Below are 26,145 nucleotides of genomic sequence, written 5' to 3' on the forward strand. Positions count from 1 at the left end.
TGTTGTTTAAGCTGTTAAAACAGCTCGACTTCCTCTTCTTTGTCCTGATCAGCCGGCTTTTTCTCAGCGGTACTGTCAAAACTGATCTGCTGAATATCTGCACTGGCATACTGGCTGGGCTCGGTGCCGGGTTTAAAGTACTCAAAGCTGCTTGTATGATCCGTTTTACGGCTTAGCAAACCGGTTTGCAGGTCGATCCGCACCGATGCCAGGCCAACCGGTGGCGTAGCTTGCCGCTCAGGCACGCTGCTGCTAACGGCTTGCAGGTAACTTAACCAGGCGGGCAATGCGGTACGGGCACCCGATTCGGTGCCGGCGCTTTGTTGCTGGCCCATATTGGCATGCCACTGGGCGCGACCTAAACTGCGGTTAGCGTCGTCAAAGCCAACCCACACAGTGACGGCCAGATCCGGGGTGAAGCCAGAGAACCAGGTATCCTTTGAATCATTAGTAGTACCGGTTTTAGCCGAGATATCACGCCGTTTCAGGCTTTGTACCCGCCAGGCTGTACCATTCCAGCCGGTGCCATGTTGCCAGCTACCGCCGCCCCAGACACTGCTTTTCAGCGCATCGGCGATTAAAAAGCTGTTCTGCTCTGAGATAACCTGCTCGGCCAGCCGCTGTTGGGGCTCGCTGATCGCGTCAGGCTCAGCTTGGCTGCTGCTATCGGCCGCCAATTGGCTAAATAGCTGATCCAGCTGTGCTTCACTGTCTTCATTGTTGCTTTGTTCTGCTTCACTTGGCGTCTGCTCACACTGCTGGCAAGCAATAGCCGGGTTATGCTCGAATATCACTTCACCTTCATCAGACAGTACTTTATCAATGACATAGGGTGTGACCAGATAGCCGCCGTTGGCGAACACTGCATAGCCTGTTACCAGTTCCAGTGGCGTTAATGAAGCAGAACCCAGAGATAAGGTTTCGTTACGGGGTAAATCACTGGCAGCAAAACCAAAACGTTGCAGGTGGCGAATACTGTTGTCTATACCCACACCACGCAGTAAGCGCACCGACACCACGTTTTTCGACTTCGCCAGTGCTTCGCGGATGCGGATAGGGCCGTCGTACACCGCTGGCGAGTTCTTCGGCCGCCAGGCGATACCGGCATTATCATCCCATTGGTGAATAGGGGCGTCGTTCATAATAGATGCCAGGGTATAGCCGTGTTCCAATGCTGCCGAATAAATAAACGGTTTTATGTTCGAGCCAACCTGACGCTTGGCCTGGGTGGCGCGGTTAAACTGGCTTTGGCTAAAGCTGTAACCGCCAACCAGAGAGCGAATGGCACCGTTATTAGGATCTATCGCCACAATAGCGCTGCTGGCCTGGGGCACCTGAGACAGACGCCATTGTTGCTGCTGTTGCCGCACCAACACGTGCATACCGGGCGCCACTATATTAAAGGCAGTTTTAGGCGCAACGGCCTGACGCTCGTCGTTAATAAAACGCCGTGCCCATTTTAAGCCGTCCCACTCCAGGCTGATTTGCTGGCCGCCGGCGATAATAAGCTCGGCGCTTTGGGCTGCAACCTGTATTACCACGGCGGGGATCAAATCTTCGATACCGCTTTGTTTATCCAGGTACGCCAGAATGTCTTCGCGTGGCAGCGGGTTGTCTTCAACAAATACCGGTTCGTTATCGGCGCTTTGTTGCAGCGTTGCCGGCCATAGCTGGGCAACAGGCCCACGGTAACCGTGACGCTCGTCGTAGTCATACAGGTTTTGCTGCAGTGCCTGCTTTGCTGCCGCCTGCTGCTGACTATTCACTGTGGTATATACTTTCAGGCCAGCAGAGTAGGCGGTCTCTTCACCAAAACGGTTTACCATGTCCTGCCGTACCATTTCGGCAATATAGGGCGCTGAGGCTGTGATTTGCGCACCATGCAACTTGCTGGTAATGGGCGCTGCTATCGCGGCATCATAGGCGGCTTTATCAATAACGCCGGTATCGAGCATACGGCCAAGCACGATATTACGCCGGGCACGGGCATTGCTGGCTGAACGTATCGGGTTTAGCGCTGACGGTGCTTTGGGCAGGCCGGCGATAATCGCAATTTCGTCCACGCTAAGTTCATGCACAGTTTTACCAAAATAGACCTGAGCTGCGGCACCCACGCCAAAAGAGCGCTGGCCCAGTTCAATTTTATTCAGGTACAACTCGAGGATCTGATCTTTGCTCAGCAACTGCTCGATGTGAAAGGCGAGGAAAATCTCTTTGATCTTACGGATCAGCTTTTTTTCCCGGCTTAAAAAGAAGTTGCGCGCCAGCTGTTGGGTAATGGTACTGGCCCCCTGGCTAAAGTCACCCGACTGAGCCACCACCGTTGCCGCGCGGAAAATACCGATAATATCTATACCGGGATGTTCGTAAAACCGAGTATCTTCAACAGCTAAAAATGCCTGAACTAATAAAGGTGGCATTTCTGTCAGTTTCAGCGGGATACGGCGTTTTTCACCAAATTGCGAAATCAGCTCACCGTCTTCGGTAAACACCTGCATTGGGGTCTGCAATCTTACATCCTGCAAGGTGGTTACGTCAGGTAGATCGTCCTTTAAATAGAAATAGATCCCCGCGATCGTTGTTGCACCGAGCAGGATCAGGATCAGACTGAGAATTAAAAGTTTTTTAACCCAAGACACTGAATAGCCCCAATTTTTACTCCCAATTCCTTTACAACGCTGCTAGTATATATTTATTAGCTTTAGATTAAACGCTTTTTCTTGCCAAAAATTAGCGACTGAGCTAACAATGAGACAATAATCATAACTATAAATTGGCCGCAGGAAGCTATGATAAATCGCCTGTTCAGTAAACAAACACCGATGATGGTGGGGATCGATGTCGGTGCACACTCCGTTAAGGCTGTGTTACTCAGCCAGCATAACGGCGTCTGTAAAGTAGAAGCCTTTGCCGTTGAACCTATGGTTAAAGGTGCTATGTCTGATCGGGAGATCCAGGACATTGAAGCAGTAGGTAATGTACTGGCTAAGATCCGCAAGAAGATCCCGAGATCAGTCAAATTCGCCGCCACTGCTGTTTCCGGATCCACCGTGATCAGTAAAGTCATTTTTATGGATGTGTCCTTAACTGATGCTGAACTTGAAAGTCAGATCGAAGTTGAGGCAGACACCCTTATTCCTTATCCACTTAATGAAGTTAGCCTCGACTTTGAAAAGCTCGATGTTAACGAAGCCGATCCATCAAAAGTTAATGTCTTGTTAAGTGCGGCCCGTACCGAGAGTATTGAGGCCAGAGTAGCTGCGTTAGAAAACGGTGGTTTTAGCGCCAAAGTCGTGGACATTGAAAGCTACGCACTAAGCCGCGCCTCAGAGCTTTGCCTGAAGCAACTGCCAGATGATGCCAATAAAAAAGTCGTTGCCATGGTAGACATAGGTGCGACCATGACACTGCTTAGTATTATCGAGAATGGCAAAACGCTGTATACCCGCGACCAGGTATTTGGTGGTGATCAATATACCCGCAGCATTTTGTCCTACTACAATAAAAGCTATGAAGAGGCCGAACAGGCTAAAGTCAGTGGTGATTTACCGCCCAACTATACGTTTGAAGTACTGGCTCCGTTTCAAACCATGCTGTTACAGCAGGTACGCCGGGGTATTCAAATGTACCTGACCAGCAGTGGTAAGGACGCGGTAGATTATCTGATCATCTCTGGTGGTACTGCGCTTATTGACGGTATCGACCGGTTGTTAATTGACGAGCTGGGTATTCACACTGTAGTGGCAAACCCTTTTAAAACGATGGAAGTGGCGACTGCGGTAGACCGCGATCAGCTTAACCGTCATGCACCTCAGTTAATGGTTGCCAGTGGCCTGGCGTTAAGGAGTTTCTCGTCATGGCATATATAAACCTGTTGCCGTGGCGCGACGCAGCGCGCAAAGAACGGCAAAAACAATATCTTACGTTATTAACCGGCACAGCAGTACTGAGCTTTTTACTGGTGTTTGTCGTGAACATGATCTACAGCGCCCGTATCGACGGTCAGTTGCAGCGTAACCGCTTTTTAGAAAGTGAAATCAAAGTGTTGGATCAGCGCATTGCTGAAATTCGTACTTTGAACGAAACCAAGAAAAGCCTGCAGCAACGTATGTCGCTGATTTCTCAGCTACAAAGCAGCCGAAACCTGGGCACCCAGATAATGGATGAGATTGCCAGTGCGGTACCGGCTGGCGTCTATCTGACGCAGTTAGACAAAAAAGGCACTGCTTTACTGTTAGTGGGTAAAAGCGAGTCGAATAACCGTTTGTCTAACATGTTACGTGAGGCCGAAGAGTCTGAGTTATTAACAACGCCTTATCTGGAATTTATCGAAGCAGGTAAGGATTCTGTTAGCTTGCTGAGCAACTTTAAAATGCACCTGAAAGTAAAAGGCTTTGAAGAAGTACAAGGCGCTGAAACTACGCCGCCGGCCAACGGAGGTGCAAGATGAGCATGAATTTCAACTTGTCCGAGATCGACATTAATGATCTGGACTTTGAAAACATGGGCTCCTGGCCCACACCTGCCAAAGTTATCTTTGCGGCGTTATTGGCTCTGTTAGTGTCGGTAATTAGTTACTTTTTGCTGGTAGATAGCAAGATTGATGAGCTGGCGTTTGCGCAGAATAAAGAACAGGAACTGCGTCAGGTTTACCGCACCAAGTACGCCTCGGCGGTTAATTTAGACTTGTATAAACAGCAGATGGTTGAGATGGAACAAACCTTCTCATTCCTGTTAAAGCAGCTGCCGACCACACACGAAACACCGGGCTTGCTGGACGATATTACCTACGTCGGTACTACCAGCGGCTTAACCTTTATTCGCATCAACTGGGAGCCGGAGATTGAAAAAGAGTTCTACACTGAGCTGCCGATAAAAATTGAAGTGATCGGTGATTACCACCAGTTTGGTAACTTCGTTAGCGAAGTGGCGAAATTACCGCGGATTGTCAGCTTGCATGACTTCTCTATTCAGACCGAAAAGGATGAGCGCTTACGTTTTAACGTTGTGGCAAAAACCTACCGCTATAAAGAGGTGCAGCCATGATTAAACGCTTAGCCGTAGTGTCACTGGCGTTATTGCTAAGTGGCTGTTTTGACGATTTAAGCGATGTGCAAAACTACATTGCTGACGTGAAAGCCAATACCCGGGCCAGGGTCGAGCCGTTGCCGGAAGTACAGGAGTTTGTCCATATTCCGTACCGCTCGCAGGATGCCCGTAGTCCGTTTTCCGCACCAAGGCCTGAGGCCATTCAGGACAAATTCTTACAGGTGCAGGATTGTTTGCACCCGGATCCGCGGCGCAGAAAAGAGCCTTTGGAAAAATACGCACTGGATAACTTAAAGATGCGTGGCACTTTGGGCGATATAGGTAATATCTGGGCCCTGATCGAAGCGTCAGATAAAACACTACACCGGGTTACCCTGAACAACCACATAGGGTTGTTTCACGGCCGGGTGATTAACGTTGAACCAACTCATATAGAGTTGCTTGAATTAATCCCAGATGGCGCCGGTTGCTGGAAAGAACGGACGACCATGTTGCAGATGGCCGATGCGTCATCAGTAGCAAGTAATTGATAGGTATGCGAGTAAATCATGGATAAAATAATCAAAACAATGTCTGACAGCATCCAGCGCACCATACTGTGCTTTGCAGCCTTAATGCTACTTTCATTGCCGGCATCAGCAGTACCACTGCTGTACGACGTGCGATACAACCCTTTATTGACCGGCGAAACCGAAATTGAGTTCGTCTTTGATGAAGAGTTATACGCCGATCCGAGTATTCAGGTGTTTAACGAACCCGCCCGTATTGAGCTGTTTTTCGACGAGTCAGACTACGAAGAAAAACTGAATGAAGTGCTGATAGACAAGGCGGGTGTAAAGCGCATTACCTCAGAATTCTCTGGGGATGGCTTTAAAACCGTCATTTTTTTAGATTACTTGAAAATCTACCGTACCCGTGTACGTGGTAATGTGTTTTATATAAACATCTCAGACAATCCAACGGCAAGTGATGTTGGGCAGGCGGCAGATGTTAAGCCCACCTATATTAACCGGGTGAATGCCATCGATTTTCGCCGTGGTGATAAAGGCGAGGGTCGGGTATTAATATTTTTGCGTGACAACACTGCCGCGGTTGATGTGTCAGAGCGTCTGGGAAAACTGGAAGTTGAATTTCACAATACCGACATTCTCGATGAGTTACTGTACCAGTTAGACGTGGTGGACTTTGGCACTATCGTCAAAGGCATTGAAACCTTTAAAGACGGTTCCTCTGCCCGGCTGGTGATTGATACCACCGCAGAATTTACCTACACCTATCAGCAGATTGATAACATTTTCACGCTCAATGTCGAGCGTGACACCACCAACCGCAGTATTTTAGGCGGCGGTAAAGAATATAAAGGCCGGGCTATTTCGCTGAATTTCCAGGATATACCGGTACGTACTGTATTACAGATTATCGCTGACTATAACGGCTTTAATCTGGTAACCAGCGACTCTGTAACAGGCAATATTACCCTGCGTTTAGACGGTACCCCTTGGGATCAGGCATTAGACATCGTGTTACGTGTTAAGGGCCTGGATAAGCGGATGGAAGGTAACATCCTGATGGTAGCGCCTACCGATGAGCTGGCTGCGCGCGAAGCCCGTGAGCTGGAAGCAAAGCAAACGGTAGCCGATTTAGAGCCGCTGTACTCTGACTTCTTATCGGTAAATTATGCCAAAGCGGCAGATATCACCAAGTTACTGAGCAACAAAGATGCCACCCTACTGTCTTCCCGTGGTTCGGTTAACGTTGATGAGCGCACCAATACTATTTTGATCAAAGATACTGCGGTTAACATTGAAAACGTCCGTAAGTTAATTGAACGCTTAGATGTACCGGTACGTCAGGTATTAATTGAATCACGTATGGTAACGGTGCGTGACAGCGTAACGGATGAACTGGGTATCCGCTGGGGCTTTAGTGATCAGCAAAGTAGCAGCAGTTCTAACCAGGGTACTTCCGGCACTGCCGGCGGTGCTAATACCATTGCCAACGGTGTTATTCCTTCACTGGACGACCGCTGGAACGTTAATCTGCCTGCCAGCAACCCGGCCGGCAGTATCGCGTTCCATATTGCCCGTCTGGCTGATGGCACCTTGCTTGATTTGGAGCTGTCTGCACTGGAGCAGGAAAATAAGGGTGAAATTATTGCCAGCCCGCGCATTACCACGGCTAACCAGAAAGAAGCCCGGATTGAGCAGGGTGTGGAAATTCCTTACGTCCAGGCTGCATCAAGTGGTGCAACCACGGTGGAGTTTAAAAAGGCGGTATTAAGCCTGACGGTGACACCGCAGATCACGCCGGATAACAAAATTATCCTCGATTTGGTTATTACGCAAAACACCCGTGGCGAAACCGTACAAACGCCAACCGGTCCGGCTACTGCCATTGATACGCAGCAGATCCAGACCCAGGTATTGGTCGATAACGGTGAAACTATCGTTCTGGGTGGTATTTATCAGCAGCAGATCTTATCGACAGTAAGTAAGGTACCCCTGTTCGGTGATATTCCTTATGTGGGTAACCTGTTTAAGTCTACCCGTGAGGTTAACGAGAAGAACGAATTGTTGATCTTCGTTACACCGAAGATTATCACTGACGGTTTATAACAACCTCATCCGGATAGCTGCCAGTGCAGCTATCCGGACATCTCAGAATTAGCTTGCCAACAAAAGGCTATTCCTGACATAATTCAGCGCTTCAAATTTTCGTGGGAGCCTTTTGGTCCTTGAATTCAACTTTTCGCTGATTAGTAATACGACTTATGGCAGAAAAACGTAATATCTTCCTCGTAGGGCCGATGGGTGCGGGTAAAAGCACAATCGGACGTCACTTAGCAGACATGCTTCACCTGGAATTCTACGACTCAGATCAGGAAATTGAGCGCCGTACCGGAGCGGATATTGCCTGGGTATTCGATCTGGAAGGTGAAGAAGGCTTTCGCGTACGTGAAGAAAATGTCATTCAGGATCTGACCGAACTACAAGGCATAGTGCTGGCTACCGGCGGTGGCTCGGTGCTGAGCAAAGAAACCCGTAACCGCCTGTCGGCACGTGGCATCGTAGTTTATCTGGAAACACCTATCGAAAAGCAGGTGGCCCGTACTCAGCGTGATAAGCGCCGCCCTCTGCTACAAACTGAAGAAGCGCCCAGAGAAGTGCTGGAGCGCCTGGCCGCTGAACGCAATCCGCTGTACGCTGAAATTGCTGACTTTACGGTGCGTACTGATGAGCAAAGCGCACGGGCCGTTGCCAGCCAGATTATAGATCAGCTGGGTTTTTAATTTTTGTCTGAATCAGGGAGCTGCAGATGCAAAGAGTTGACGTCCAACTTGGCGAGCGCAGCTACCCGATTAATATCAGCGCTACCTTCAGCCCGCTTTTACCTGCATTAGCAGCGAAAAAGCAGGTTGTTGTCATTTCAAATCCTACCGTCGCGCCACTTTACCTTGACGCTGTTCAGACGCTGTTTAGCCAGACTAAGGTGCAGCATTTTTTGTTGCCTGACGGTGAGGCTTACAAAACATTACAGTCGTTCGAGCAGGTATTAAGCTTTTTATTGCAACAGCAGATGTCGCGGGATCTGCTGTTAGTTGCGCTTGGTGGCGGAGTTATCGGCGACCTTACCGGTTTTGTCGCTGCCTGCTATCAACGCGGCGTCAGCTTTATTCAGATCCCGACCACGCTGTTATCTCAGGTAGACTCTTCGGTGGGGGGTAAAACCGCGGTGAATCATCCGCTGGGTAAAAATATGATCGGCGCCTTCAAACAGCCGGCACAGGTGCTGATCAATACCCGCGTACTTGTCAGTTTACCTAAGCGTGAATTTGCCGCAGGCATGGCTGAAGTGATCAAGTATGGCCTGATTGGCGATGCAGCTTTCTTTAGCTGGCTGGAGCAGCAGCAACAAGCCATACGGCAGTTGGACGATACCAGCCTGGCACAGATGATACGCCATTGCTGTCAGATGAAAGCTGATATTGTCAGCCGTGATGAGACTGAGCAGGGTGAGCGGGCCTTGTTAAACCTGGGCCACACCTTTGGCCATGCTATTGAAGCCTGGCTTGGTTATGGCAACTGGTTACATGGCGAGGCCGTCGCTGCAGGCATGGTCATGGCCGCTAAGGTGTCTGTGGCGCGCGGTTGGCTCAGCGAGACGGAGTTAGCACGGATCTGCGCTTTACTTAGCGCCTTTGATTTGCCTATAGTAGCGCCATCCGGTATGCAGCTGACAGATTTTATGCCCTACATGAAAACTGATAAAAAAGTCCGTGATGGCAAAATGCGCTTTGTATTACCTACGGCGTTTGGCCAAACTGCGGTGGTCGATGATGTGACTGAACAGGAACTGATAAGGATATTTGCCTGATGGACATCACACTGTTACAGCAAAAGTTGGCGCAACAAACGCAGTTACTGCCGTCGCAACGTGAATGGCTTGAGCGCCTTCTGTTCCAGTTGGCCTTTAATGAGGTGCAGCAGATAGAGGCGCCAGGCGCTGAGGGCAGTGGCAAATCGACACTGGCAATGGCAACGGCCGAGTTGTTTTCTGAGCAGTACAATGTCGCACTGCTGGATGGCAAAGTGGCTGCCGCGCAAGCGGGCGAGCAACTGATGCAGCAGTGGTTTTCACAGCCCCTGCAGCCACACACTGATCTGGCGCAGCAGGTGGCTACAGCGCTTACGACAAGCCCGCTGCTGTTAGTTGTCGATGATGCCGAACAGCTACCGCTGACTGTACTGCAGCAACTCGCCGGCTTGCCGTGTTTGCTGATTTATTTTTCCAGCGAGCCGCTGGCTGTAGCGCCGCTGAGTTTAACGCTGAACCGGCTAAGCGCAGACGACGCTGCCATGTTATTGCAGCATGAAGCTCTTAACAGTATCGAGCTGGCCAGCCGTCTGGCAGCTGCCGATGGCAATTTACATGCGCTATTGCTACCAGCACGGCCATCATCAGCGACCGCTGCGGCTGATACGCCTAAAAGCCGCATACCACTATGGGCCATCGGTGCTGGCGGCGCTGCTGTTGTGCTATTGCTGTTATTGCTGTGGCCGGGCGAAGATAAAGCGCCTAAACGGCAGCCGGTGTCGGCTAAGCCGGACATCACGCGTCCTGATAACATTACAGCGACAACCGCCAACAATGACACCGTCACCGGGCGCGCTGATGCAACCACCAGCAATGTGGCTGCAGGCGTCAATGATGCAGACGTTGGTGTGGATAACCTCAGCGACTCTGGCAGCGCAGCGCCTGAAGCCAACGCGTTACCACCGCAAACCGAAACAGCTGACACGGCGGCTTTGACAACTGAAGCGCAAGAGTTTGCAATACCGCAGCCTGAGACTGAACCTGTGGATGAGCAGATGCCAAACCCGCCAGCTGAGGTTGCTGACGCAGCCGGCGACACGCAGGCAGCCGGTCAGGCCGATAATGCTGTGCCTGCCTATGTTTATCAGGAAGCGTCTTTGCTACAAATGGCAAAAAGTGATTTTGCCGTGCAGCTGGCAGTGTTGTCCAGTGATGCAGCGCTGACACGTTTTACCACAGCCTACCCGGAGCTGGCAGTGCTTAGCTATCAGCGCCAGTGGCAAGGTAAGATGCAATTGGTATTGTTATTGGCCCCTTTTAGTTCATCTGAACAGGCAAAGCAGCAGATGGCACTGTTGCCGGCAGCACTTCGTGCTACAGGCCCCTTTGTTAAGAGTGTGCAGGCGATACAGGCCGAGATCAAAGCGCGACAGCTTAGTCTGCAGGCGCAATAGGCGGATAATGGCTGCTGTGCAAAAAAGCCGGGCATTTTTAAAATGGGCAGGCGGCAAGTATAACCTGGTTGATGCCATCAGCCGCCATCTGACACCGGCCGATACTCTGGTTGAACCCTTTGTTGGCGCAGGCTCAGTGTTTTTAAACACCGATTATCCTGCCTACCAGCTAAACGACATTAATGCCGATCTGATTGCATTGTACCAATTACTGAAAAATCGCCATCAGAGTTTTATCGCCGATGCTAAAGCCTTATTCACCAGCCAGAGCAATCAGCGTGATGCTTATCTGAGCCTGCGCCAGCAGTTTAATTTAAGCCAGGACCCGTACGAGCGCTCGGTGCTGTTTTTATACCTTAACCGGCATGGCTACAATGGTTTGTGTCGCTATAATTTGTCGGGCAAATTTAATGTGCCGTTTGGCAGCTATAAAAAGCCCTATTTTCCGGAAGCGGAGTTGCATTACTTTGCTGAGAAAGCGCAGCGTGCGACCTTCAGCTGCAGCAGTTATCAGCAGGTGATGCAGCATACCCAGCCCGGTGCGGTTATTTACTGCGATCCGCCTTATGTGCCGCTGAGTAAAACGGCCAGCTTTACCAGCTATGCCAGACAGGGCTTTGATTTGGATGATCAGGCACAACTGGCCAATTTGGCGGAAAAAGCCCAGCAACGCGGTGTAACAGTAGTGATCAGTAACCACGATACCACCTGGACGCGTAAAATTTATCAGCAAGCAGCATTACATAGTTTGCAGGTCGGCCGTTCAATCAGCCAAAAAGGCTCTGGCAGGGGCAAGGTAGCGGAATTGTTTGCGGTTTATCAGGCTAGGCCAGCACCAGTTTCACCACCAGTAATAGTACAGCCACAAAAAGCAGGGTAACGACCAGGCCGACTATGATGTAGGGTAGCGGGCTACTGGTGGCAAAATCCTGCTGTCGTTGCCGCTCTGACTGCACGCCAACAAAAGCGCCCAGCACCGCTTTAATAACCTGTTTAAGAGTAGGCTTATTCGCCATTAAGGTTTTTGTGCCGGGCTTAGCCGGCTAAGCAACTCCAGCAAATCAACAAAATGAAACTGGGTAGAGCGACTATTGCCCTGAAACCAGCTAAACCAGCTTTGTTGCTGCGTTGCCATGCACTGTTGCTGTGCGGTGATGTCGTCTAGCGCCGCGCAATGTGGGCTGGACAACAGCTCGGGTGCCACAACATAAAGAGCACCGGCACTAATGCCAGCTGAAATTAAAGCAGCTTTATATAGCTTGGTAAATTTCATGTTAAATCCATTTGCTCTTTTAAAACGCCTAGATAATAAAACATCTGGCTGTTTGAAACAAGCTGATTATTAATTCAGCAATCTGGCTGTTATAAGTAATCTGGCCGGTATTGGATCAATGGTGGGAGAAAAAGCTGGCAGCGTTCTGCCAGCCGGTGATATCAGAAGCTTTTTGATATGGCAAAAATGACCCGGCTGTCTGCCAGATAAGAGCCATCAATATCGGTATCGACGTAAGTCAGGCTGACGCCGGCACCCAACACTTCAGTGCTTAAACCGATACTCCAGTCTAAATAACTGGCGCTGCTGTCATCATATTCGTTTTGACCGACATGTAAGTCCAGGCTCAGGTTATCGCTAAGTGCATAGATATAATTGGCGTATACATAGATAAAGTTGCCACTATTGGCATAGTAGTCATCGCTATAAGCCAAACCGAAGGTCAGATCTTTGTAAGACAGCGAGCCATATAGCTCATAAAAGTTAGAGCCATCGATTTCTGCATTCGGATAGCCATAACGCATAATGCCGACATCGGTCGACCAATCGTCATTAATGGCACCACTCCAGCCTAACATCACATCCAGCTCCAGCGTGCCCTCAGCCAGAAAGTCGACGTTAGAGCCCCAGACAGAAGCGTAAAAGCCTGATGCGGTGCTAAGTGATAAACCACCTTGCAATGCAGGAGCTTCTTCGGTTTGTGATATACCGCGAAAGGCATAGTCAGACGCAAAGGTAACATCACCGCTTAACGTCAGCTCTGATGCGCCCGCGCTGCTCAGGCCAGAGCCCAGCATCCATAAACTTGCTGCTAAAATCGTACGTTGTGTTGCTGTTTTCATCTTATTAGCCCTTTTCTCTGTTCCCTGCCTCTGGCATTCCAAGATGTATGCCAGTTAAATAAAGTCAATATTTTCAATGGTATATTTAATTTTGTAGATTCGGTGCGGCGCTGTCTTGTGCATTATTGGTGCGTTGTTGCTTAATTTGCGTGCAGTAAGGCATCTTAGTGTCAGCGTGTGTTTTGGCCGCAAATCCAGTAAAGTATCGGCTTTGCTGATTTTGGGGGTGTTGCTATGCAACCTTATCTGATTGCACCATCGATTCTATCGGCTGACTTTGCCCGCTTGGGTGAAGAGGTGTCAGCTGTACTGCGCGCCGGCGCCGATGTGGTGCATTTTGATGTGATGGACAATCACTATGTGCCCAACCTGACTATTGGCCCTATGGTATGTCAGGCGCTGCGTAACTACGGTATCAGTGCACCCATTGATGTGCACCTGATGGTAGAGCCGGTCGACAGCCTGGTACCACAGTTTGCCCAGGCCGGCGCCAGTATGATTACCTTTCATCCTGAAGCCTCACGTCATATTGATCGTACGCTGCAACTGATCAAAAGCCATGGCTGTCAGGCCGGTTTAGTGTTTAACCCGGCAACCCCGCTCAGCTACCTGGATTATGTGCTGGATAAAGTCGATATGGTGCTGCTGATGTCGGTAAACCCGGGTTTTGGCGGGCAAAAATTTATTCCGGCTACCTTAAATAAGCTGTCGCAGGCGCGCCGGTTAATCGATCAGAGCGGTTTGCCCATCCGGCTGGAAATTGATGGCGGTGTCACGGTAGATAATATTGCCGAGATTGCCGCCGCCGGCGCGGATATGTTTGTCGCCGGCTCGGCCATTTTCAACGCGCCGGACTATAACGCAGTAATAAAGCAGATGCGGCAGCAGCTGGCTAACACAACAGCCGGTTAGCGGCGCGCTAAAAAAGCATTTTTACTGCCCGTCCTCAGTCTGAGCAGATATAATGGCGCGCAAAGCGGCTGGTGTTGCCGGCCTTAAGTTAACCTGAAACAGTGGTAATAGTGGATACAATAATGAGCAAAAAGCCCATAGTACTCAGTGGCGCACAGCCTTCCGGCCAACTGACAATAGGAAATTATCTGGGCGCGCTGCGCCAGTGGGATAAAATGCAGGACGATTATGACTGCTTATATTGTATCGTTGATCTGCACGCGATTACGGTACGGCAAGAACCCGCCGCGCTGCGCAGTGCCTCACTGGACAGCCTGGCCCTTTATCTTGCCTGCGGCATCGACCCTAAGCGCTCAGCGGTGTTTATGCAGTCGCATGTGCCGGAACATAGCCAACTGGCCTGGGTGCTAAATTGCTATACCCAATTTGGCGAGCTAAGCCGTATGACGCAGTTTAAAGACAAGTCAGAGCGGCATAACAACAACGTCAATGCCGGTTTGTTTACCTACCCGGTGCTGATGGCGGCTGACATTTTGTTGTACCAGGCTAACCAGATCCCGGTAGGGCATGACCAAAAGCAGCATCTTGAGCTGGCCCGCGATGTCGCTATGCGCTTTAATGCGGTGCATGGCGATATTTTTACCGTACCGGAGCCTTATATTCCGCCGGTGGCCGCCCGCGTGATGAGCCTGCAAGATCCGACGAAGAAGATGTCAAAATCGGATGATAACCCGTGGAACTTTGTCGGCTTGCTTGAAGATCCGAAGATGATCAGTAAGAAATTCAAAAAGGCGATGACTGACTCGGAAGATCCGCCGCGAGTGCGCTTTGATCTGGATAACAAACCCGGTGTGGCTAACCTGCTCAGTATTTTAAGCGGTGTTACCGGCAGAACCATCGCCGCGCTGGAAGCCGAGTACGAAGGCAAAATGTACGGTCATTTAAAGGGCGATGTGGCCGATGCCGTTATCAGCCTGTTAGAGCCGGTACAAAAAACCTTTAGCGAGCTGCGCGCAGACTTACCCACCTTACAAGCGGTCATGCGTGACGGTGCCGAAAAAGCCCGTAGCCGCGCCGCCGCCACCCTGGCCAAAGTGAATGACGCTGTGGGCTTTGTTGCACCTTAAGCACGCAGCAGGCCAAGGTTATGTTACTGCTGATTGATAACTACGACTCTTTTACCTATAACCTGATGCAGTATTTTGCTGCATTGGGCCAACAGGTGATGGTGCGGCGTAATGATGATATTAGTCTGGCGCAAATACAGGCGTTGGCACCGGCCTATCTGGTGATCTCTCCCGGGCCAAAAACACCGGACGATGCCGGTATTTCACTGCGGGCAATCGAGCATTTTGCCGGCAAACTGCCTATGTTAGGCGTTTGCCTCGGGCATCAGGCGATAGCCCAGGTGTTTGGTGCCAAAGTCGTGCGCGCCGCTCAGGTGATGCATGGTAAAAATTCGCTGATCCGCCATAACAACCAGTCGGTGTTTGCAGGGCTGGCTAACCCACTGGATGTTACCCGTTATCATTCGCTGGTGGTTGAGCGGCAAAGCCTGCCCGCAGCGCTGGTTGAAACCGCCTGGACGACTGACGGCAATGGCGAGCCGGCCGATATTATGGGCCTGATGCATGCCAGTTTACCTATTCATGCTGTGCAGTTTCATCCGGAGGCGATATTAAGCCAGCAGGGTAAAGATCTGCTGGCCAACTTTCTAACGCTAACGGCTGGCACAGCACGGCTTGACTGAAACCCCGCCGCACCGCAGTATGGTCTAAGTTAAACAAAGTTAATGGAAGTAACGATACGTGACGAGCCCCACAGTGCCTGCAACTGATACGCTGCAGCAACGTTTTTTCGACCAGTTGGTTGGCGTGCATCCTGACAGCAAACGGCTGGGCTATCAAATTCGGGCCGGACAGGCAGAAGGTGGCCGTACTTTGTTGGATGTCGAGGCCCGTGCTGCACAACTGCGGGCGGCCGGTGCGCAGGCCAAAGCCCAATTCAGTGAATTTGCCCAGGCGCATTTACACGACGAAGTCGCCGATGAGTTGCTGCGTAAGCTGCACAATATCGATCAGGTAACGGCTTCGCTGTTCGACCCCGGCCAGAGTTTTTACCCCTTGCTGGACGCGCTCAGCACCAAAGTGGTGACGGTAAACAAACTGGATGGGTTAATATCGGCCGTACCCTGGCTAGTGGAAGACTTATTGAGGCTGGTAAATCAGCCACAATACCGCAACCGCACAGCGTCAGCTGCTATGGTGAAAGACATTAAAACGGCCCTGCGTTTTCTTGGTGTGGAAAGCCTGCAACTGATCCTGCCGGTGTATGCCATGCGTCGTATGCTGCCGCATTCGACTGATCCCTTTACCAGCCTGAAAAGCCGGCTCTGGGACTATTCGCTGGCGGTGGCGATAGCGGCACGCAAACTGGCCGAAAACAGCGCCGAGCTGCCGTATAACGCCTTTTGCGTTGGCCTGTTTCATACGCTGGGACACCTGGTGGTGACACGTAATTACCTGCGTACCTTCCAGCAGGTGCGCCAGCAGCAATTGCTGCTGGCGCGGGAAAACCGCGATGTACAGCTGACCGATGCGCTGGATGCGTTAGCGCCCGATGCCAGTTTCTTGTGTGAAAGCATGCACGAATTTGCCGCTATTCTCAGTGCCGATATCACCTCATGCTGGCAGTTACAGTCATTGCCATTGTGTCAGACGCTGGATCAGCTGGCTGAAGGTATCGGTTACAGCGGCTGCAGCCCCTTGGCCCGTCTGGTACAGCAGGCGCAAACCTATGTGCAGTGGCAAGAGCTGAAAAGCCGCCAGCAAGTCTCGGAAGCCGAGCGTCAGGCCTGGTTTGCCAAAGTACAGCTCAGTGCGGAAAACATCGAACTGCTGGCTAAAACCAACCTGAAACGCTTGGGTGTCGATATTTAACAAAAAAATTTCCGGCCATAAACATGCAGCTATGCTTAAACGCTCTGCCATTGCTGTAACGCCAGCCGGCAGCCTGTGCCAGCCACAGGCTGGTAGCAGAGTCACTGCCGGCACGGGGTAACTTAGCTGCGTAGTTATTCAGTTAGCATGCAAATCTATCTGCAGGCCTTGTTTTTTCTGGCTTTTCGCTGCTTTGGCAGGCAAGACAAGGCAGGTTAAATCTGCAATAATGCCTGCCAATTAGGGCAAATGCCTAACCTGATCGCTGACAGCACAGCGGCATCCAGCAGACCAAAGAGGAACAGAACATGAGCGGCCAGTCGCAAATCACTCGTGCATTATTCGATGAAGTTATGGTACCCAACTATGCTCCCGCCGGCATTATCCCGGTGAAGGGCGAGGGTTCCCGCGTTTGGGATCAGCAAGGCCGCGAATACGTTGATTTTGCCGGCGGTATTGCCGTAAGCAGCCTGGGCCACTGTCATCCAGCCCTGGTCAATGCGATTAAACAGCAGGCTGATAAACTGTGGCATTTAAGCAATGTGATGACCAACGAGCCGGCGCTGCGGTTGGCAAAAAAGCTGGTCGATAACACCTTTGCTGACAAAGTGTATTTTGCTAACTCGGGCGCAGAAGCCAATGAAGCGGCCTTTAAACTGGCGCGGCGCTGGGCGCTGGATAAATTCGGCGCGCACAAAGATCAAATCATTTCCTTTGGCAAAAGCTTTCACGGCCGTACTTTCTTCACCGTAACCGTAGGCGGTCAGGCGGCGTATTCAGACGGTTTTGGCCCCAAACCCGGTGCGGTGCTGCACGCGGAATTTAACAACCTGGACAGTGTCAAAGCGTTAATCTCGGACAATACCTGTGCCGTGGTGCTGGAGCCTATTCAGGGCGAAGGCGGTATTATTCCGGCTACCGCCGAGTTTTTGCAAGGCGTACGTGAGCTGTGTAATAAACACAACGCGCTGTTGGTGCTGGATGAAGTACAAACCGGCGTTGGCCGCACCGGTAAACTTTATGCCTATATGCATTATGGTGTGACGCCGGATATTTTAACCACCGCCAAATCATTGGGTGGCGGTTTCCCGATTGGCGCCATGTTAACCACGACTGAGATCGCCAGCCACCTGAAAGTGGGCACCCACGGCAGTACCTATGGCGGTAACCCGCTGGCCTGTGCCGTGGCTGAAGCAGTACTGGACACCGTAAACCAGCCAGAAGTGATGGCAAAGGTGTTAGAAAACGAGCAGCTATTCCGCCAGCAGCTGGATGCCATCAACCAGAAATACCAGGTATTTAGCGAAGTGCGTGGTAAGGGCATGCTGCTGGGTGCGGTGTTAAACGAAAAATACAAAGGCCGCTCGCGCGATTTCTTTTTAGCTGCTGCCGAGCACGGTGTGATGGCCTTAGTTGCCGGGCCTGATGTCGTGCGTTTTGCACCGTCACTGGTGATTACACCGGCGGATATCCGTGAGGGTATGCAACGCTTTGAGCAGGCAGTTAAACAGGTGGTTAGTGCTTAACAGCACGCCAAAACCATATAGCAAGCAGCATTAAGACTGCAAAAATGAAGCAAGGGGCCTTGGGGCCCCGAAAACTATAAAGCAAAACTGGAGTAAGCGACGATGATGGTGATTCGCCCAATCCGAGCGGATGATTACCCGGCGCTGTATGATATTGCAGTGGAGTCCGGGCATGGCTTTACGTCCCTGCCGGTCAATGACGAGCTGCTGATGCGTAAAATCAGCCGCTCTGAGCATTCGTTTAGTAAGCAGGTGACGCAGCCTGGCGATGAAGGTTATCTGTTTGTGCTGGAAGATACCGCCACCGGTGAAGTTTGTGGCACCAGTGCACTGGAGGCGGCAGTAGGCCTGGACGATGCCTTCTACCATTATCATCTGGGGAAAGTGGTGCACAGTTCACGCTCGCTGGGCGTGTACAAAACGGTGGATATTTTAACCCTGTGCAACGACTACACCGGCGTCAGTGAGCTGTGTACGCTGTTTTTGCGTGAAAGCCGGCGCGAAAAACACAACGGCCGCTTATTGTCGAAAATGCGCTTTTTATTTATGGCGGAATTTTCTGAGCGCTTTGCTGAGCGGGTGATTGCTGAGATGCGTGGTGTGTCGAATGACGATGGCAGCTCGCCGTTCTGGCAGTGGTTGCAGGAGCATTTTTTCTCGCTGGATTTTCCCACCGCCGACTACCTTACTGGCATAGGGCAGAAAGTCTTTATTGCTGAGCTGATGCCAAAGTACCCGATTTATGTCAGTTTACTAAGCAAACAAGCGCAGGCAGTGATTGGCAAAGTACATGAAAAAACGAAGCCGGCGCTGGCGTTACTGCAGTCTGAAGGGTTTTCTAACCGCGGTTACGTTGATATTTTCGACGCCGGCCCCACCGTAGAGGCAAGGGTAGAGCATATTCGCTCAGTGCGGAACAGCCGCCGCTTGCAGGTGGTGATTGGTGAGGTGAGCCAGGGCCAGCCGTATTTAATCAGCAATACGCAGCTGATAAATTTTCGCGCCACCTGGCTGTTATTACAGCCAGACGAATACAGTGAGCAGGTAACCATACCGGCCGATGTTGCAGCCGCGCTGCAGGTTGATGCCGGCGATTGGGTCAGGGTTACCCGCATCTAAGGCCCATTTTTAGCAGGGGAGTAGCATGAAGCACGCAGAGCAGTTTATTAATGGTGAGTGGGTGTCGGGCGAAGGTAAGGCCTTTGTTTCGTTAGATCCGGCAAAAAATGTGCAGATCTGGCAAGGCCAGGCGGCCACCGCAGCGCAGGTGGCGCAGGCGATAAGCGCGGCACGCCAGGCGCAGTATGACTGGGCCGGCTTAAGTTTTGACGAGCGGGTGGCGGTGGTGAAAAAATTTGCTGAGCTGCTCACCCAACATAAAGAAGCGATGGCGCTGTCGATTGCAGAGGAGACCGGCAAAGCGCTGTGGGAAGCCCGCACAGAGGTGGGCGCCATGATTGGTAAAATTGATATTTCCGTGCGCGCCTATCAGGAGCGCACCGGTACCAAAGAAAACCCGATGCCGCAGGGCCGGGCGTTTATCCGCCATAAGCCACATGGTGTGGTGGCGGTGTTTGGCCCTTATAACTTCCCGGGGCATTTGCCCAATGGCCATATAGTACCAGCGCTGCTGGCCGGTAACGCCGTGGTGTTTAAGCCTTCAGAGCTGACGCCAAAAGTGGCGGAAGATACAGTAAAACTGTGGCAGCAAGCCGGTTTGCCTGCTGGCGTGCTAAGCCTGCTGCAAGGCGAAGTCGACACCGGTAAGGCGATAGCGGCCCATGATGGTATCGACGGTATTTTCTTTACCGGCAGCTCACGTACCGGCCATTATTTACACCAGCAATTTGCCGGCCGGCCAGATAAAATTCTGGCACTGGAGATGGGCGGCAATAATCCGCTTATCGTGCAGGAGGTCAGCAATATTGATGCCACGGTACACGATATTATTCAGTCTGCCTTTATTTCTGCCGGCCAGCGCTGTACCTGTGCCCGTAAATTGTTTTTACCAGAGGGCGCGCAGGGTGATGCCATTTTAGCGCGCTTACTGGACGTTAGCCGTAATATCAAAGTCGGCATATACGATGCGCCCGAGCAGCCCTTTATGGGTTCGATGATTTCGGTTGCCGCAGCCAAGGGCATGTTAGCGGTGCAGCAACAGCTGGCAGAGTTGGGCGGCAAGGTGCTGCTGGAGATGCGTCACCTGGATGAAAACACCGCCCTGGTGACACCGGGTATTATCGAATGCTCGGCTGTAACTAACTTCCCGGACGATGAGCACTTTGGCCCCTTACTGAAAGTGTTTCGCTTTACCGACTTTGACCAGGCGATTGATCAGGCCAACAGCACCGCCTTTGGCTTATCAGCCGGCTTGCTCAGCGACAGTGCCGAGCTGTACCAGCACTTTTTCCGCCGTATCCGCGCCGGTATTGTCAACTGGAACCGGCCCATTACCGGCGCCAGTTCAGCGGCACCTTTTGGTGGCATAGGCGCCAGTGGTAACCACAGAGCCAGCGCTTATTACGCCGCCGATTATTGCGCCTATCCGGTGGCATCGGTAGAGCTGGAGCAGGTGGTGATGCCGGAGCAACTGTCCCCCGGGCTTAGCTTTTAACTAAAATAAAAATAATTACAACCGGGGCGTCAGCCCCGGTTTGTTTTATGCTATGGTTTTTGCTTAAATAACGAAAACTTATTGCTGTTTTGCCAGCAGCCAGGTGTAAAGCAAGTTATGGTTACAGACAAACCCGGATACGAGCATCTGATCCAGTTTCTGACTGAACATCTGTCATTGTTTGAGCAGGGCGGCAACAATGGTAGCGGTAAAACCATCGGCGAGCTGTTAGAAGAGTCGATTGCCGAACAAATTATCACCCTGTGCACCCAACACACCGAGCTGGAAATGAACCATCGCAGCATGATTATCCGCGAAGTGGACGGCATCATGTACGACTTTCAGGAAGTGTTAAGCAGTGTGCTGGAAAAAAAAGCTACTGCGCAGCAAGCTGAACTCATCAACGAAATCTCTCTGTTAATCAAAAACCTGTTTGATAACGCCATCGCCGATCTGCTCGATTAACCGGCCAGACTGCGCAATTATGCTAGATACCTGCCGCCGTTTTACGTAAAATACCGCCCTTGTTTTTTCGGCAGGGGTAGCCCGTGCAAGCAAAAGTTAAATGGCTGGACAATAACACCTTTATTGGTCGCTCAGGCAGTGGCCATGCGGTCGTGTTTGACGGTAATAAAGACGGCAGCATTGCCGCCAGCCCAATGGAAATGGTACTGATGGCCGCCGGCGCCTGCTCGTCGGTGGATGTGGTGAGCATTTTACAAAAAGCCCGCCAGCAGGTGCAGGATTGTGAAGTTGAGCTAAGCGCCGAGCGCGCTGACACTGTCCCCAGAGTGTTTACCAAGCTGCATCTGCATTTTGTTGTTACCGGCACTAACCTAAGTGAAAAGCAGGTCGAGCGCGCGGTGCAATTATCCGCCGATAAATATTGTTCGGTATCTATTATGTTGTCGGGCAGTGTGGCTGTAAGCCACTCGTTCAGCGTAATCGAAGCAGCAACGGCGCCAAGCGGCAGCCAGCAGCAGTAATTCAGTTAATAACCGCGCTGCGGTTTTTTGCGGAGACAAAGTTAAGTGGTTAAACCTTTTGAAAAATTGAAACTGCATGGGTTCAACAACCTGACGAAAAGCCTGAGTTTCAGCCTTTACGATATCTGCTATGCCAAAACAGAGCAGCACCGGCAGGAATATATCGAATATATTGATGAGCAGTACAATGCTGACCGCTTAACCGACATTCTGACCGAAGTGACCGATATTATCGGTGCGAATATTCTGAATGTGGCCCGCCAGGATTATGATCCGCAAGGTGCCAGCGTTACCATACTGGTGAGTGAAGAGCCGGTACTGGTTGACCCGGATAACTCAGAAAACCCTGGCCCACGGCCTGATGTGGTAGTGGCGCATCTGGATAAAAGCCACATTTGTGTGCACACCTATCCGGAAGTGCATCCGCATGATGGCATCTGTACTTTCCGTGCCGATATCGAGGTGTCGACCTGCGGTATTATATCGCCACTGAAAGCACTGAACTTCCTAATTCACAGCTTCGAATCTGACATTGTAACTATCGATTACCGGGTGCGGGGTTTTACCCGTGATGTCAGTGGTACCAAGCACTATATCGATCATCCGATCAGCTCTATTCAGAACTTTATGGACGAAGAGACCAAGCGTGCCTTTCAGATGATCGACGTAAACGTGTATCAGGAAAACCTGTTTCACACCAAGATGATGCTAAAAGAAGCCGATCTGAACAATTATTTGTTTGGCATGGGTACCGACTCGATGACGGCGGAAGAGCAAAAGATCATCAGCAAAAAAGTGTTTCGTGAAATGCGCGAAATTTTCTATGGCCGTAACCTGCCGGACATGAAATAAGCATGCGCAATCAGGTGCTTGCTGCTCATCAGTTTTCTGTCGCGCCGATGCTGGACTGGACTGACAAGCACTGCCGCTATTTTCACCGTCTGTTAAGCCGCCATGCGGTGCTGTATACCGAGATGGTGACCACTGGCGCCATTATTCATGGCAGCGGTGACTATTTAGCCTTTAATGAGCAAGAGCATCCGCTGGTGCTGCAGCTGGGCGGCTCTGAGCCGGCCGAGATGGCGCACTGCGCAAAGCTTGCCGAGCAGCGTGGCTATGATGCGGTAAACATTAACGTCGGCTGCCCGTCGGATCGGGTGCAAAACGGCATGTTTGGCGCTTGTCTGATGGCGCAGCCGGCGCGGGTGGCCGATTGTGTTAAAGCAATGCAGGATGCGGTGTCTATACCGGTGACGGTGAAAACCCGCATCGGCATTGATGACTCTGACGACTATCAGTTTTTGCAGGATTTTGTCAGTATGGTGGCGGCTGCCGGTTGCGAGCAATTTATAATCCACGCCCGTAAAGCCTGGCTAAAAGGCCTAAGCCCGAAAGAGAACCGCGAGATCCCGCCGCTGAATTACCCACGGGTACAGCAGCTGAAACAGGAGTTTCCACAGCTTAATATCAGCCTTAATGGCGGTATTAAAACGTTGCAGCAGGCCAAAGAGCAACTACAGTACCTGGATGGTGTTATGGTTGGGCGTGAAGCCTATACCAACCCGCTACTGTTAAGCGAAGTCGACTCACTCATTTATGCTGATACCACCTTGCCCCTAACGCCAGAGCAGGTTGTGCTGCAGATGCTGCCTTATATTGAGCAGCAAATGCAGCAAGGCGCGCGTTTTTGGCATATTGCCCGCCATATGCTGGGGTTATTTCAGGGCCGCCCCGGCGCCCGCCAGTGGCGGCGCTTACTCAGTGAGCAAGGCCACTTTGCTGAGGCGAAACCGGAATTATTGCTGCAGGCGCTGGCCAAACTTAAGCCAGTAGCCGATTTGACCAGCTAGTTAGTTAATTTCACTATTTTTTTGGTTTTTATTTAAGGCGCCACTGTGTAGTAGTCGGCGCCTTTTCATTTTATTTATTTAAAATCAAATGTTTACCTTGTCCGTGTGGGTTGGCATAACACTTGAAATACCCAGTTATCTCAACAGTGTAGTACCGACTAACATGTAACAAGGATATGACAATGAACCGCTTAACTACTCTGGCTTTAACTTGTTCTTTCGCTGCAGCGCTGAGCAGTAATCCGCTGTCGGCGGATGAGGTCTCTGCTGAATTACAGCAGGTGGTGCAGCAACAACTGAACAGCTTGTCCAACGAAACACAGCAACAGGTGCGTCTGGCACTGCAAAGCAGTGTGCTGGATCTGATAGCACAGCAAAGTGCCCGTCAGGACGTGAGTGAACTGGCCAGGCATGAGGTTGCCCGGCTTGACCCAACAGTGATAGCTGAATAAGCCATGCTGATCCCGTCATTCTGGTTATTACTGGCTTATTTAAGCCCGGTACTGAGCATAGTGCCGGTGATGCTGGCCTGGCAGCTGCTGGCACCGCTGGCAACCCGGTTAACAGGAGAACACTGATGAGCTGGTTAAACATGGAACTGGTTACCTTTGCTTTGTTTAGCAGCCTGCTGTGGCTGGCAAAGTCAGCCACTCAGCCGAACAACAACACAGGAGACTAACTTATGGCGACTTATGACACCGACCGCTGGTATTGCGCGCGTAATTATCGCAAAGTTGCCGGCGTTTGTGCCGGCCTGGCGGGTTATTATCAGCAGCCGCGCTGGCTGGTCCGTACTCTGGCTGTCATCTTATTATTGTTGTTTCCGGTGGCGACCCTGATCGCCTATTTGGTGGCTGCGGCCGTACTGCCCGATCGCTAAATTGGCTACCTTAGTGTTACAGGCTGTGCCAGCGGTTAAACTGGTGTAATATAAGACTGTGACGGATAAGGAGAAAAGTAATGCGATTGCTAAGCACAACTCTGTTGTTACTGGCGTTAGCCAGCCCGCTGCTACAGGCCGCTAGCCCCACAATGCAAGATGGCCAGGTGCGCCAGCCAATGCCCGGACGCAGCGTTACCGCAGGTTACTTTACCCTGACTAACCCTGCCGATACCGCACTGCAGCTGGTGTCGGCGCAAAGCCCGCTGTTTGCCCGGGTAGAATTACATCAGCACAGCCATAAAGATGGCATGATGCGAATGGAACAAGTCAGCGCCATTGATATTCCAGCCGGTGCCACTGTCGAGCTGTCGCCCGGCGGCCTGCATCTGATGCTGTTTGAACCACAGGCTGAACTGACACCCGGCATGCTGGTGCCGCTGACATTAGGCTTTGCCGATGGCCAACAACTGCCGGTTGAGCTGCCGGTAGTTGCGATGCCAAAACGCTAAGGAGCTGTTATGTTTAATGCCCGTGTGTTAGCTGCGGCTGCCGCTGCAGCACTGTTGGTGCTTTATATTGTTGGTTGGTGGGCCAGCCGGGAACCGGATTTGCTGGTAGACGATATCGCCCATAGCCGGCAGCAGTTGGGTGACAGTGCCATTATCGGCTACAGCACGACAACAGCGCTTATCAGGGTCAGCGAAACCTTACTGGATAAAAACGCCGGTTACCTGGCCAATGATGTGATACCGCCTTTTGTGCTGTTAGACAATATGCCGGCCTGGGAGTTGGGTGTGCTGGAGATGACCCGTGATCTGGCGCTGGCGCTGCGCAAAGATTTAAGCCGCTCCCAGTCGCAATCTACCGAAAACCCTTATCTGAAAATCGCCCAGCCAAAGTTTAATATTGACCATCGCAGCTGGGCAATTCCCAGTGCGGAGAGTGAATATCGCAAAGCGATTGAGCAACTGTACCTATACCGCACTGAGCTGATGGACCCGCAGCGACCCGACAGCCAGTTTTATGCCCGCGCCGATAACCTGCGAGACTGGCTAAAGGCAGTGGAAAAACGCCTGGGCAGCTATTCGCAGCGTTTAAGCGCCAGTGTCGGGCAAGACCGGCTAAACACCGATTTAGCCAATGATGCCTCCGCCCGTCAGTCTACCGACACGCCGGCACACCGGCGCATTAAAACCAGCTGGTGGAAGCTGGATGATGAGTTTTACGAAGCCCGTGGTGCCTGCTGGGCGCTGCTGCATTTTTTAACAGCGGTCGAGGCTGATTTTGCCGATGTGCTGGTGCGTAAAAATGCCATGGTGAGCTTGCGGCAAATTATCCGCGAGCTGGAAGCGACACAACAACCTATTTGGAGCCCAATGGTGCTTAACGGCAGTGGCTTTGGTCTGATGGCAAACCACTCGCTGGTAATGGCGAACTATATCTCCCGTGCCAATGCGGCGCTGATTGATTTATCAGAATTATTAACACAAGGGTAAATACACC

Annotated in this window: 29 protein-coding genes; 25 read left to right on the top strand and 4 right to left on the bottom strand. The window is 51.3% G+C overall.

Annotation, left to right across the window (positions count from 1 at the left end):
- Positions 1 to 14 precede the first annotated feature (14 nt).
- Positions 15 to 2,510 carry a penicillin-binding protein 1A gene (locus tag RNAN_RS00735; RefSeq protein WP_237739868.1) on the bottom strand — a complete coding sequence of 832 codons (2,496 nt, stop codon included), beginning with the start codon at positions 2,508 to 2,510 and terminating at the stop codon, positions 15 to 17.
- A gap of 279 nt (positions 2,511 to 2,789) precedes the next feature.
- On the opposite strand from RNAN_RS00735, the gene RNAN_RS00740 reads away from it, so the two are divergent.
- The 9 genes from RNAN_RS00740 (at position 2,790) to RNAN_RS00780 (ending at position 11,697) form a co-directional block, all read left to right on the top strand.
- Positions 2,790 to 3,869 carry a pilus assembly protein PilM gene (locus RNAN_RS00740; protein ID WP_008217721.1) on the top strand — a complete coding sequence of 360 codons (1,080 nt, stop codon included), beginning with the start codon at positions 2,790 to 2,792 and terminating at the stop codon, positions 3,867 to 3,869.
- Positions 3,857 to 4,450, top strand: a complete 594-nt coding sequence (locus RNAN_RS00745; protein ID WP_008217723.1) for a PilN domain-containing protein — start codon at positions 3,857 to 3,859, stop codon at positions 4,448 to 4,450. Before RNAN_RS00740 ends, RNAN_RS00745 begins: the two co-directional genes overlap by 13 nt.
- The gene (locus RNAN_RS00750) at positions 4,447 to 5,046 is read left to right on the top strand and encodes a type IV pilus inner membrane component PilO (protein WP_008217725.1); all 600 of its coding nucleotides are present in this window, start codon (positions 4,447 to 4,449) and stop codon (positions 5,044 to 5,046) included. The genes RNAN_RS00745 and RNAN_RS00750 overlap by 4 nt, the downstream gene beginning before the upstream one ends.
- On the top strand, positions 5,043 to 5,579 hold the full coding sequence (locus RNAN_RS00755) for a pilus assembly protein PilP (protein ID WP_008217728.1): 537 nt from the start codon (positions 5,043 to 5,045) through the stop codon (positions 5,577 to 5,579). The genes RNAN_RS00750 and RNAN_RS00755 overlap by 4 nt, the downstream gene beginning before the upstream one ends.
- A gap of 18 nt (positions 5,580 to 5,597) precedes the next feature.
- A complete protein-coding gene (locus RNAN_RS00760; RefSeq protein ID WP_008217731.1) occupies positions 5,598 to 7,664 on the top strand; it encodes a type IV pilus secretin PilQ in 2,067 nt (688 codons plus the stop codon).
- Between the two features lie 155 nt (positions 7,665 to 7,819).
- Positions 7,820 to 8,338 carry a shikimate kinase AroK gene (aroK, locus tag RNAN_RS00765; RefSeq protein ID WP_040551360.1) on the top strand — a complete coding sequence of 173 codons (519 nt, stop codon included), beginning with the start codon at positions 7,820 to 7,822 and terminating at the stop codon, positions 8,336 to 8,338.
- 26 nt (positions 8,339 to 8,364) lie between these two features.
- Positions 8,365 to 9,423 (top strand): 3-dehydroquinate synthase, encoded by a 1,059-nt coding sequence (aroB, locus tag RNAN_RS00770; RefSeq protein WP_008217735.1) that lies wholly within the window; start codon positions 8,365 to 8,367, stop codon positions 9,421 to 9,423.
- Positions 9,423 to 10,817 carry an SPOR domain-containing protein gene (locus RNAN_RS00775; RefSeq protein WP_008217737.1) on the top strand — a complete coding sequence of 465 codons (1,395 nt, stop codon included), beginning with the start codon at positions 9,423 to 9,425 and terminating at the stop codon, positions 10,815 to 10,817. The genes aroB and RNAN_RS00775 overlap by 1 nt, the downstream gene beginning before the upstream one ends.
- Before the next feature lie 7 nt (positions 10,818 to 10,824).
- Positions 10,825 to 11,697, top strand: coding sequence for a Dam family site-specific DNA-(adenine-N6)-methyltransferase (locus tag RNAN_RS00780; protein ID WP_008217740.1), 873 nt, complete (start codon positions 10,825 to 10,827; stop codon positions 11,695 to 11,697).
- Here RNAN_RS00780 and RNAN_RS00785 read toward each other — a convergent pair.
- The 3 genes from RNAN_RS00785 to RNAN_RS00795 all read right to left on the bottom strand — a co-directional run bounded on the left by RNAN_RS00785 (position 11,642) and on the right by RNAN_RS00795 (position 12,932).
- Positions 11,642 to 11,833 carry a DUF2970 domain-containing protein gene (locus tag RNAN_RS00785; RefSeq protein ID WP_040551361.1) on the bottom strand — a complete coding sequence of 64 codons (192 nt, stop codon included), beginning with the start codon at positions 11,831 to 11,833 and terminating at the stop codon, positions 11,642 to 11,644. The genes RNAN_RS00780 and RNAN_RS00785 overlap by 56 nt on opposite strands.
- On the bottom strand, positions 11,833 to 12,090 hold the full coding sequence (locus RNAN_RS00790) for a hypothetical protein (RefSeq protein ID WP_008217742.1): 258 nt from the start codon (positions 12,088 to 12,090) through the stop codon (positions 11,833 to 11,835). Before RNAN_RS00790 ends, RNAN_RS00785 begins: the two co-directional genes overlap by 1 nt.
- A gap of 161 nt (positions 12,091 to 12,251) precedes the next feature.
- On the bottom strand, positions 12,252 to 12,932 hold the full coding sequence (locus RNAN_RS00795; protein ID WP_040551362.1) for a TorF family putative porin: 681 nt from the start codon (positions 12,930 to 12,932) through the stop codon (positions 12,252 to 12,254).
- 234 nt (positions 12,933 to 13,166) lie between these two features.
- Here RNAN_RS00795 and rpe point away from each other — a divergent pair, with 234 nt between their 5' ends.
- The 16 genes from rpe to RNAN_RS00875 all read left to right on the top strand — a co-directional run bounded on the left by rpe (position 13,167) and on the right by RNAN_RS00875 (position 26,138).
- A complete protein-coding gene (gene rpe, locus RNAN_RS00805) occupies positions 13,167 to 13,844 on the top strand; it encodes a ribulose-phosphate 3-epimerase (protein ID WP_008217748.1) in 678 nt (225 codons plus the stop codon).
- Between the two features lie 122 nt (positions 13,845 to 13,966).
- On the top strand, positions 13,967 to 14,971 hold the full coding sequence (trpS, locus tag RNAN_RS00810) for a tryptophan--tRNA ligase (protein ID WP_008217749.1): 1,005 nt from the start codon (positions 13,967 to 13,969) through the stop codon (positions 14,969 to 14,971).
- Positions 14,972 to 14,991: 20 nt separating this feature from the next.
- Positions 14,992 to 15,594 (top strand): anthranilate synthase component II, encoded by a 603-nt coding sequence (locus RNAN_RS00815; protein WP_008217752.1) that lies wholly within the window; start codon positions 14,992 to 14,994, stop codon positions 15,592 to 15,594.
- Between the two features lie 58 nt (positions 15,595 to 15,652).
- On the top strand, positions 15,653 to 16,783 hold the full coding sequence (locus RNAN_RS00820; RefSeq protein ID WP_237739869.1) for an HDOD domain-containing protein: 1,131 nt from the start codon (positions 15,653 to 15,655) through the stop codon (positions 16,781 to 16,783).
- A 308-nt stretch (positions 16,784 to 17,091) separates the two neighbouring features.
- Positions 17,092 to 18,309, top strand: coding sequence for an aspartate aminotransferase family protein (locus RNAN_RS00825; protein WP_008217756.1), 1,218 nt, complete (start codon positions 17,092 to 17,094; stop codon positions 18,307 to 18,309).
- 102 nt (positions 18,310 to 18,411) lie between these two features.
- Positions 18,412 to 19,428, top strand: a complete 1,017-nt coding sequence (astA, locus tag RNAN_RS00830; protein ID WP_008217758.1) for an arginine N-succinyltransferase — start codon at positions 18,412 to 18,414, stop codon at positions 19,426 to 19,428.
- Positions 19,429 to 19,453: 25 nt separating this feature from the next.
- Complete coding sequence (astD, locus tag RNAN_RS00835) at positions 19,454 to 20,923, top strand: succinylglutamate-semialdehyde dehydrogenase (RefSeq protein WP_008217761.1); 1,470 nt, start codon at positions 19,454 to 19,456, stop codon at positions 20,921 to 20,923.
- A gap of 117 nt (positions 20,924 to 21,040) precedes the next feature.
- A complete protein-coding gene (locus RNAN_RS00840) occupies positions 21,041 to 21,388 on the top strand; it encodes a DUF3802 family protein (RefSeq protein ID WP_008217763.1) in 348 nt (115 codons plus the stop codon).
- A gap of 83 nt (positions 21,389 to 21,471) precedes the next feature.
- Entirely contained in the window at positions 21,472 to 21,909 is a 438-nt protein-coding gene (locus RNAN_RS00845) for an OsmC family protein (protein WP_008217764.1), read from the top strand.
- A 45-nt stretch (positions 21,910 to 21,954) separates the two neighbouring features.
- Positions 21,955 to 22,761, top strand: coding sequence for an adenosylmethionine decarboxylase (gene speD / locus RNAN_RS00850; RefSeq protein WP_008217766.1), 807 nt, complete (start codon positions 21,955 to 21,957; stop codon positions 22,759 to 22,761).
- 2 nt (positions 22,762 to 22,763) lie between these two features.
- A complete protein-coding gene (dusA, locus tag RNAN_RS00855; protein ID WP_008217769.1) occupies positions 22,764 to 23,759 on the top strand; it encodes a tRNA dihydrouridine(20/20a) synthase DusA in 996 nt (331 codons plus the stop codon).
- A 182-nt stretch (positions 23,760 to 23,941) separates the two neighbouring features.
- Positions 23,942 to 24,211, top strand: coding sequence for a hypothetical protein (locus tag RNAN_RS00860; RefSeq protein WP_008217771.1), 270 nt, complete (start codon positions 23,942 to 23,944; stop codon positions 24,209 to 24,211).
- A gap of 3 nt (positions 24,212 to 24,214) precedes the next feature.
- Positions 24,215 to 24,337 carry a hypothetical protein gene (locus RNAN_RS19470; protein WP_008217773.1) on the top strand — a complete coding sequence of 41 codons (123 nt, stop codon included), beginning with the start codon at positions 24,215 to 24,217 and terminating at the stop codon, positions 24,335 to 24,337.
- A 104-nt stretch (positions 24,338 to 24,441) separates the two neighbouring features.
- The gene (locus tag RNAN_RS00865) at positions 24,442 to 24,639 is read left to right on the top strand and encodes a PspC domain-containing protein (RefSeq protein WP_008217775.1); all 198 of its coding nucleotides are present in this window, start codon (positions 24,442 to 24,444) and stop codon (positions 24,637 to 24,639) included.
- 80 nt (positions 24,640 to 24,719) lie between these two features.
- Complete coding sequence (locus RNAN_RS00870; protein ID WP_008217777.1) at positions 24,720 to 25,151, top strand: copper chaperone PCu(A)C; 432 nt, start codon at positions 24,720 to 24,722, stop codon at positions 25,149 to 25,151.
- A gap of 9 nt (positions 25,152 to 25,160) precedes the next feature.
- The gene (locus RNAN_RS00875; protein ID WP_008217779.1) at positions 25,161 to 26,138 is read left to right on the top strand and encodes a DUF2333 family protein; all 978 of its coding nucleotides are present in this window, start codon (positions 25,161 to 25,163) and stop codon (positions 26,136 to 26,138) included.
- Positions 26,139 to 26,145 lie beyond the last annotated feature (7 nt).

Source organism: Rheinheimera nanhaiensis E407-8 (assembly GCF_000296695.1).
In the GTDB taxonomy this organism is placed as follows: domain Bacteria; phylum Pseudomonadota; class Gammaproteobacteria; order Enterobacterales; family Alteromonadaceae; genus Alishewanella; species Alishewanella nanhaiensis.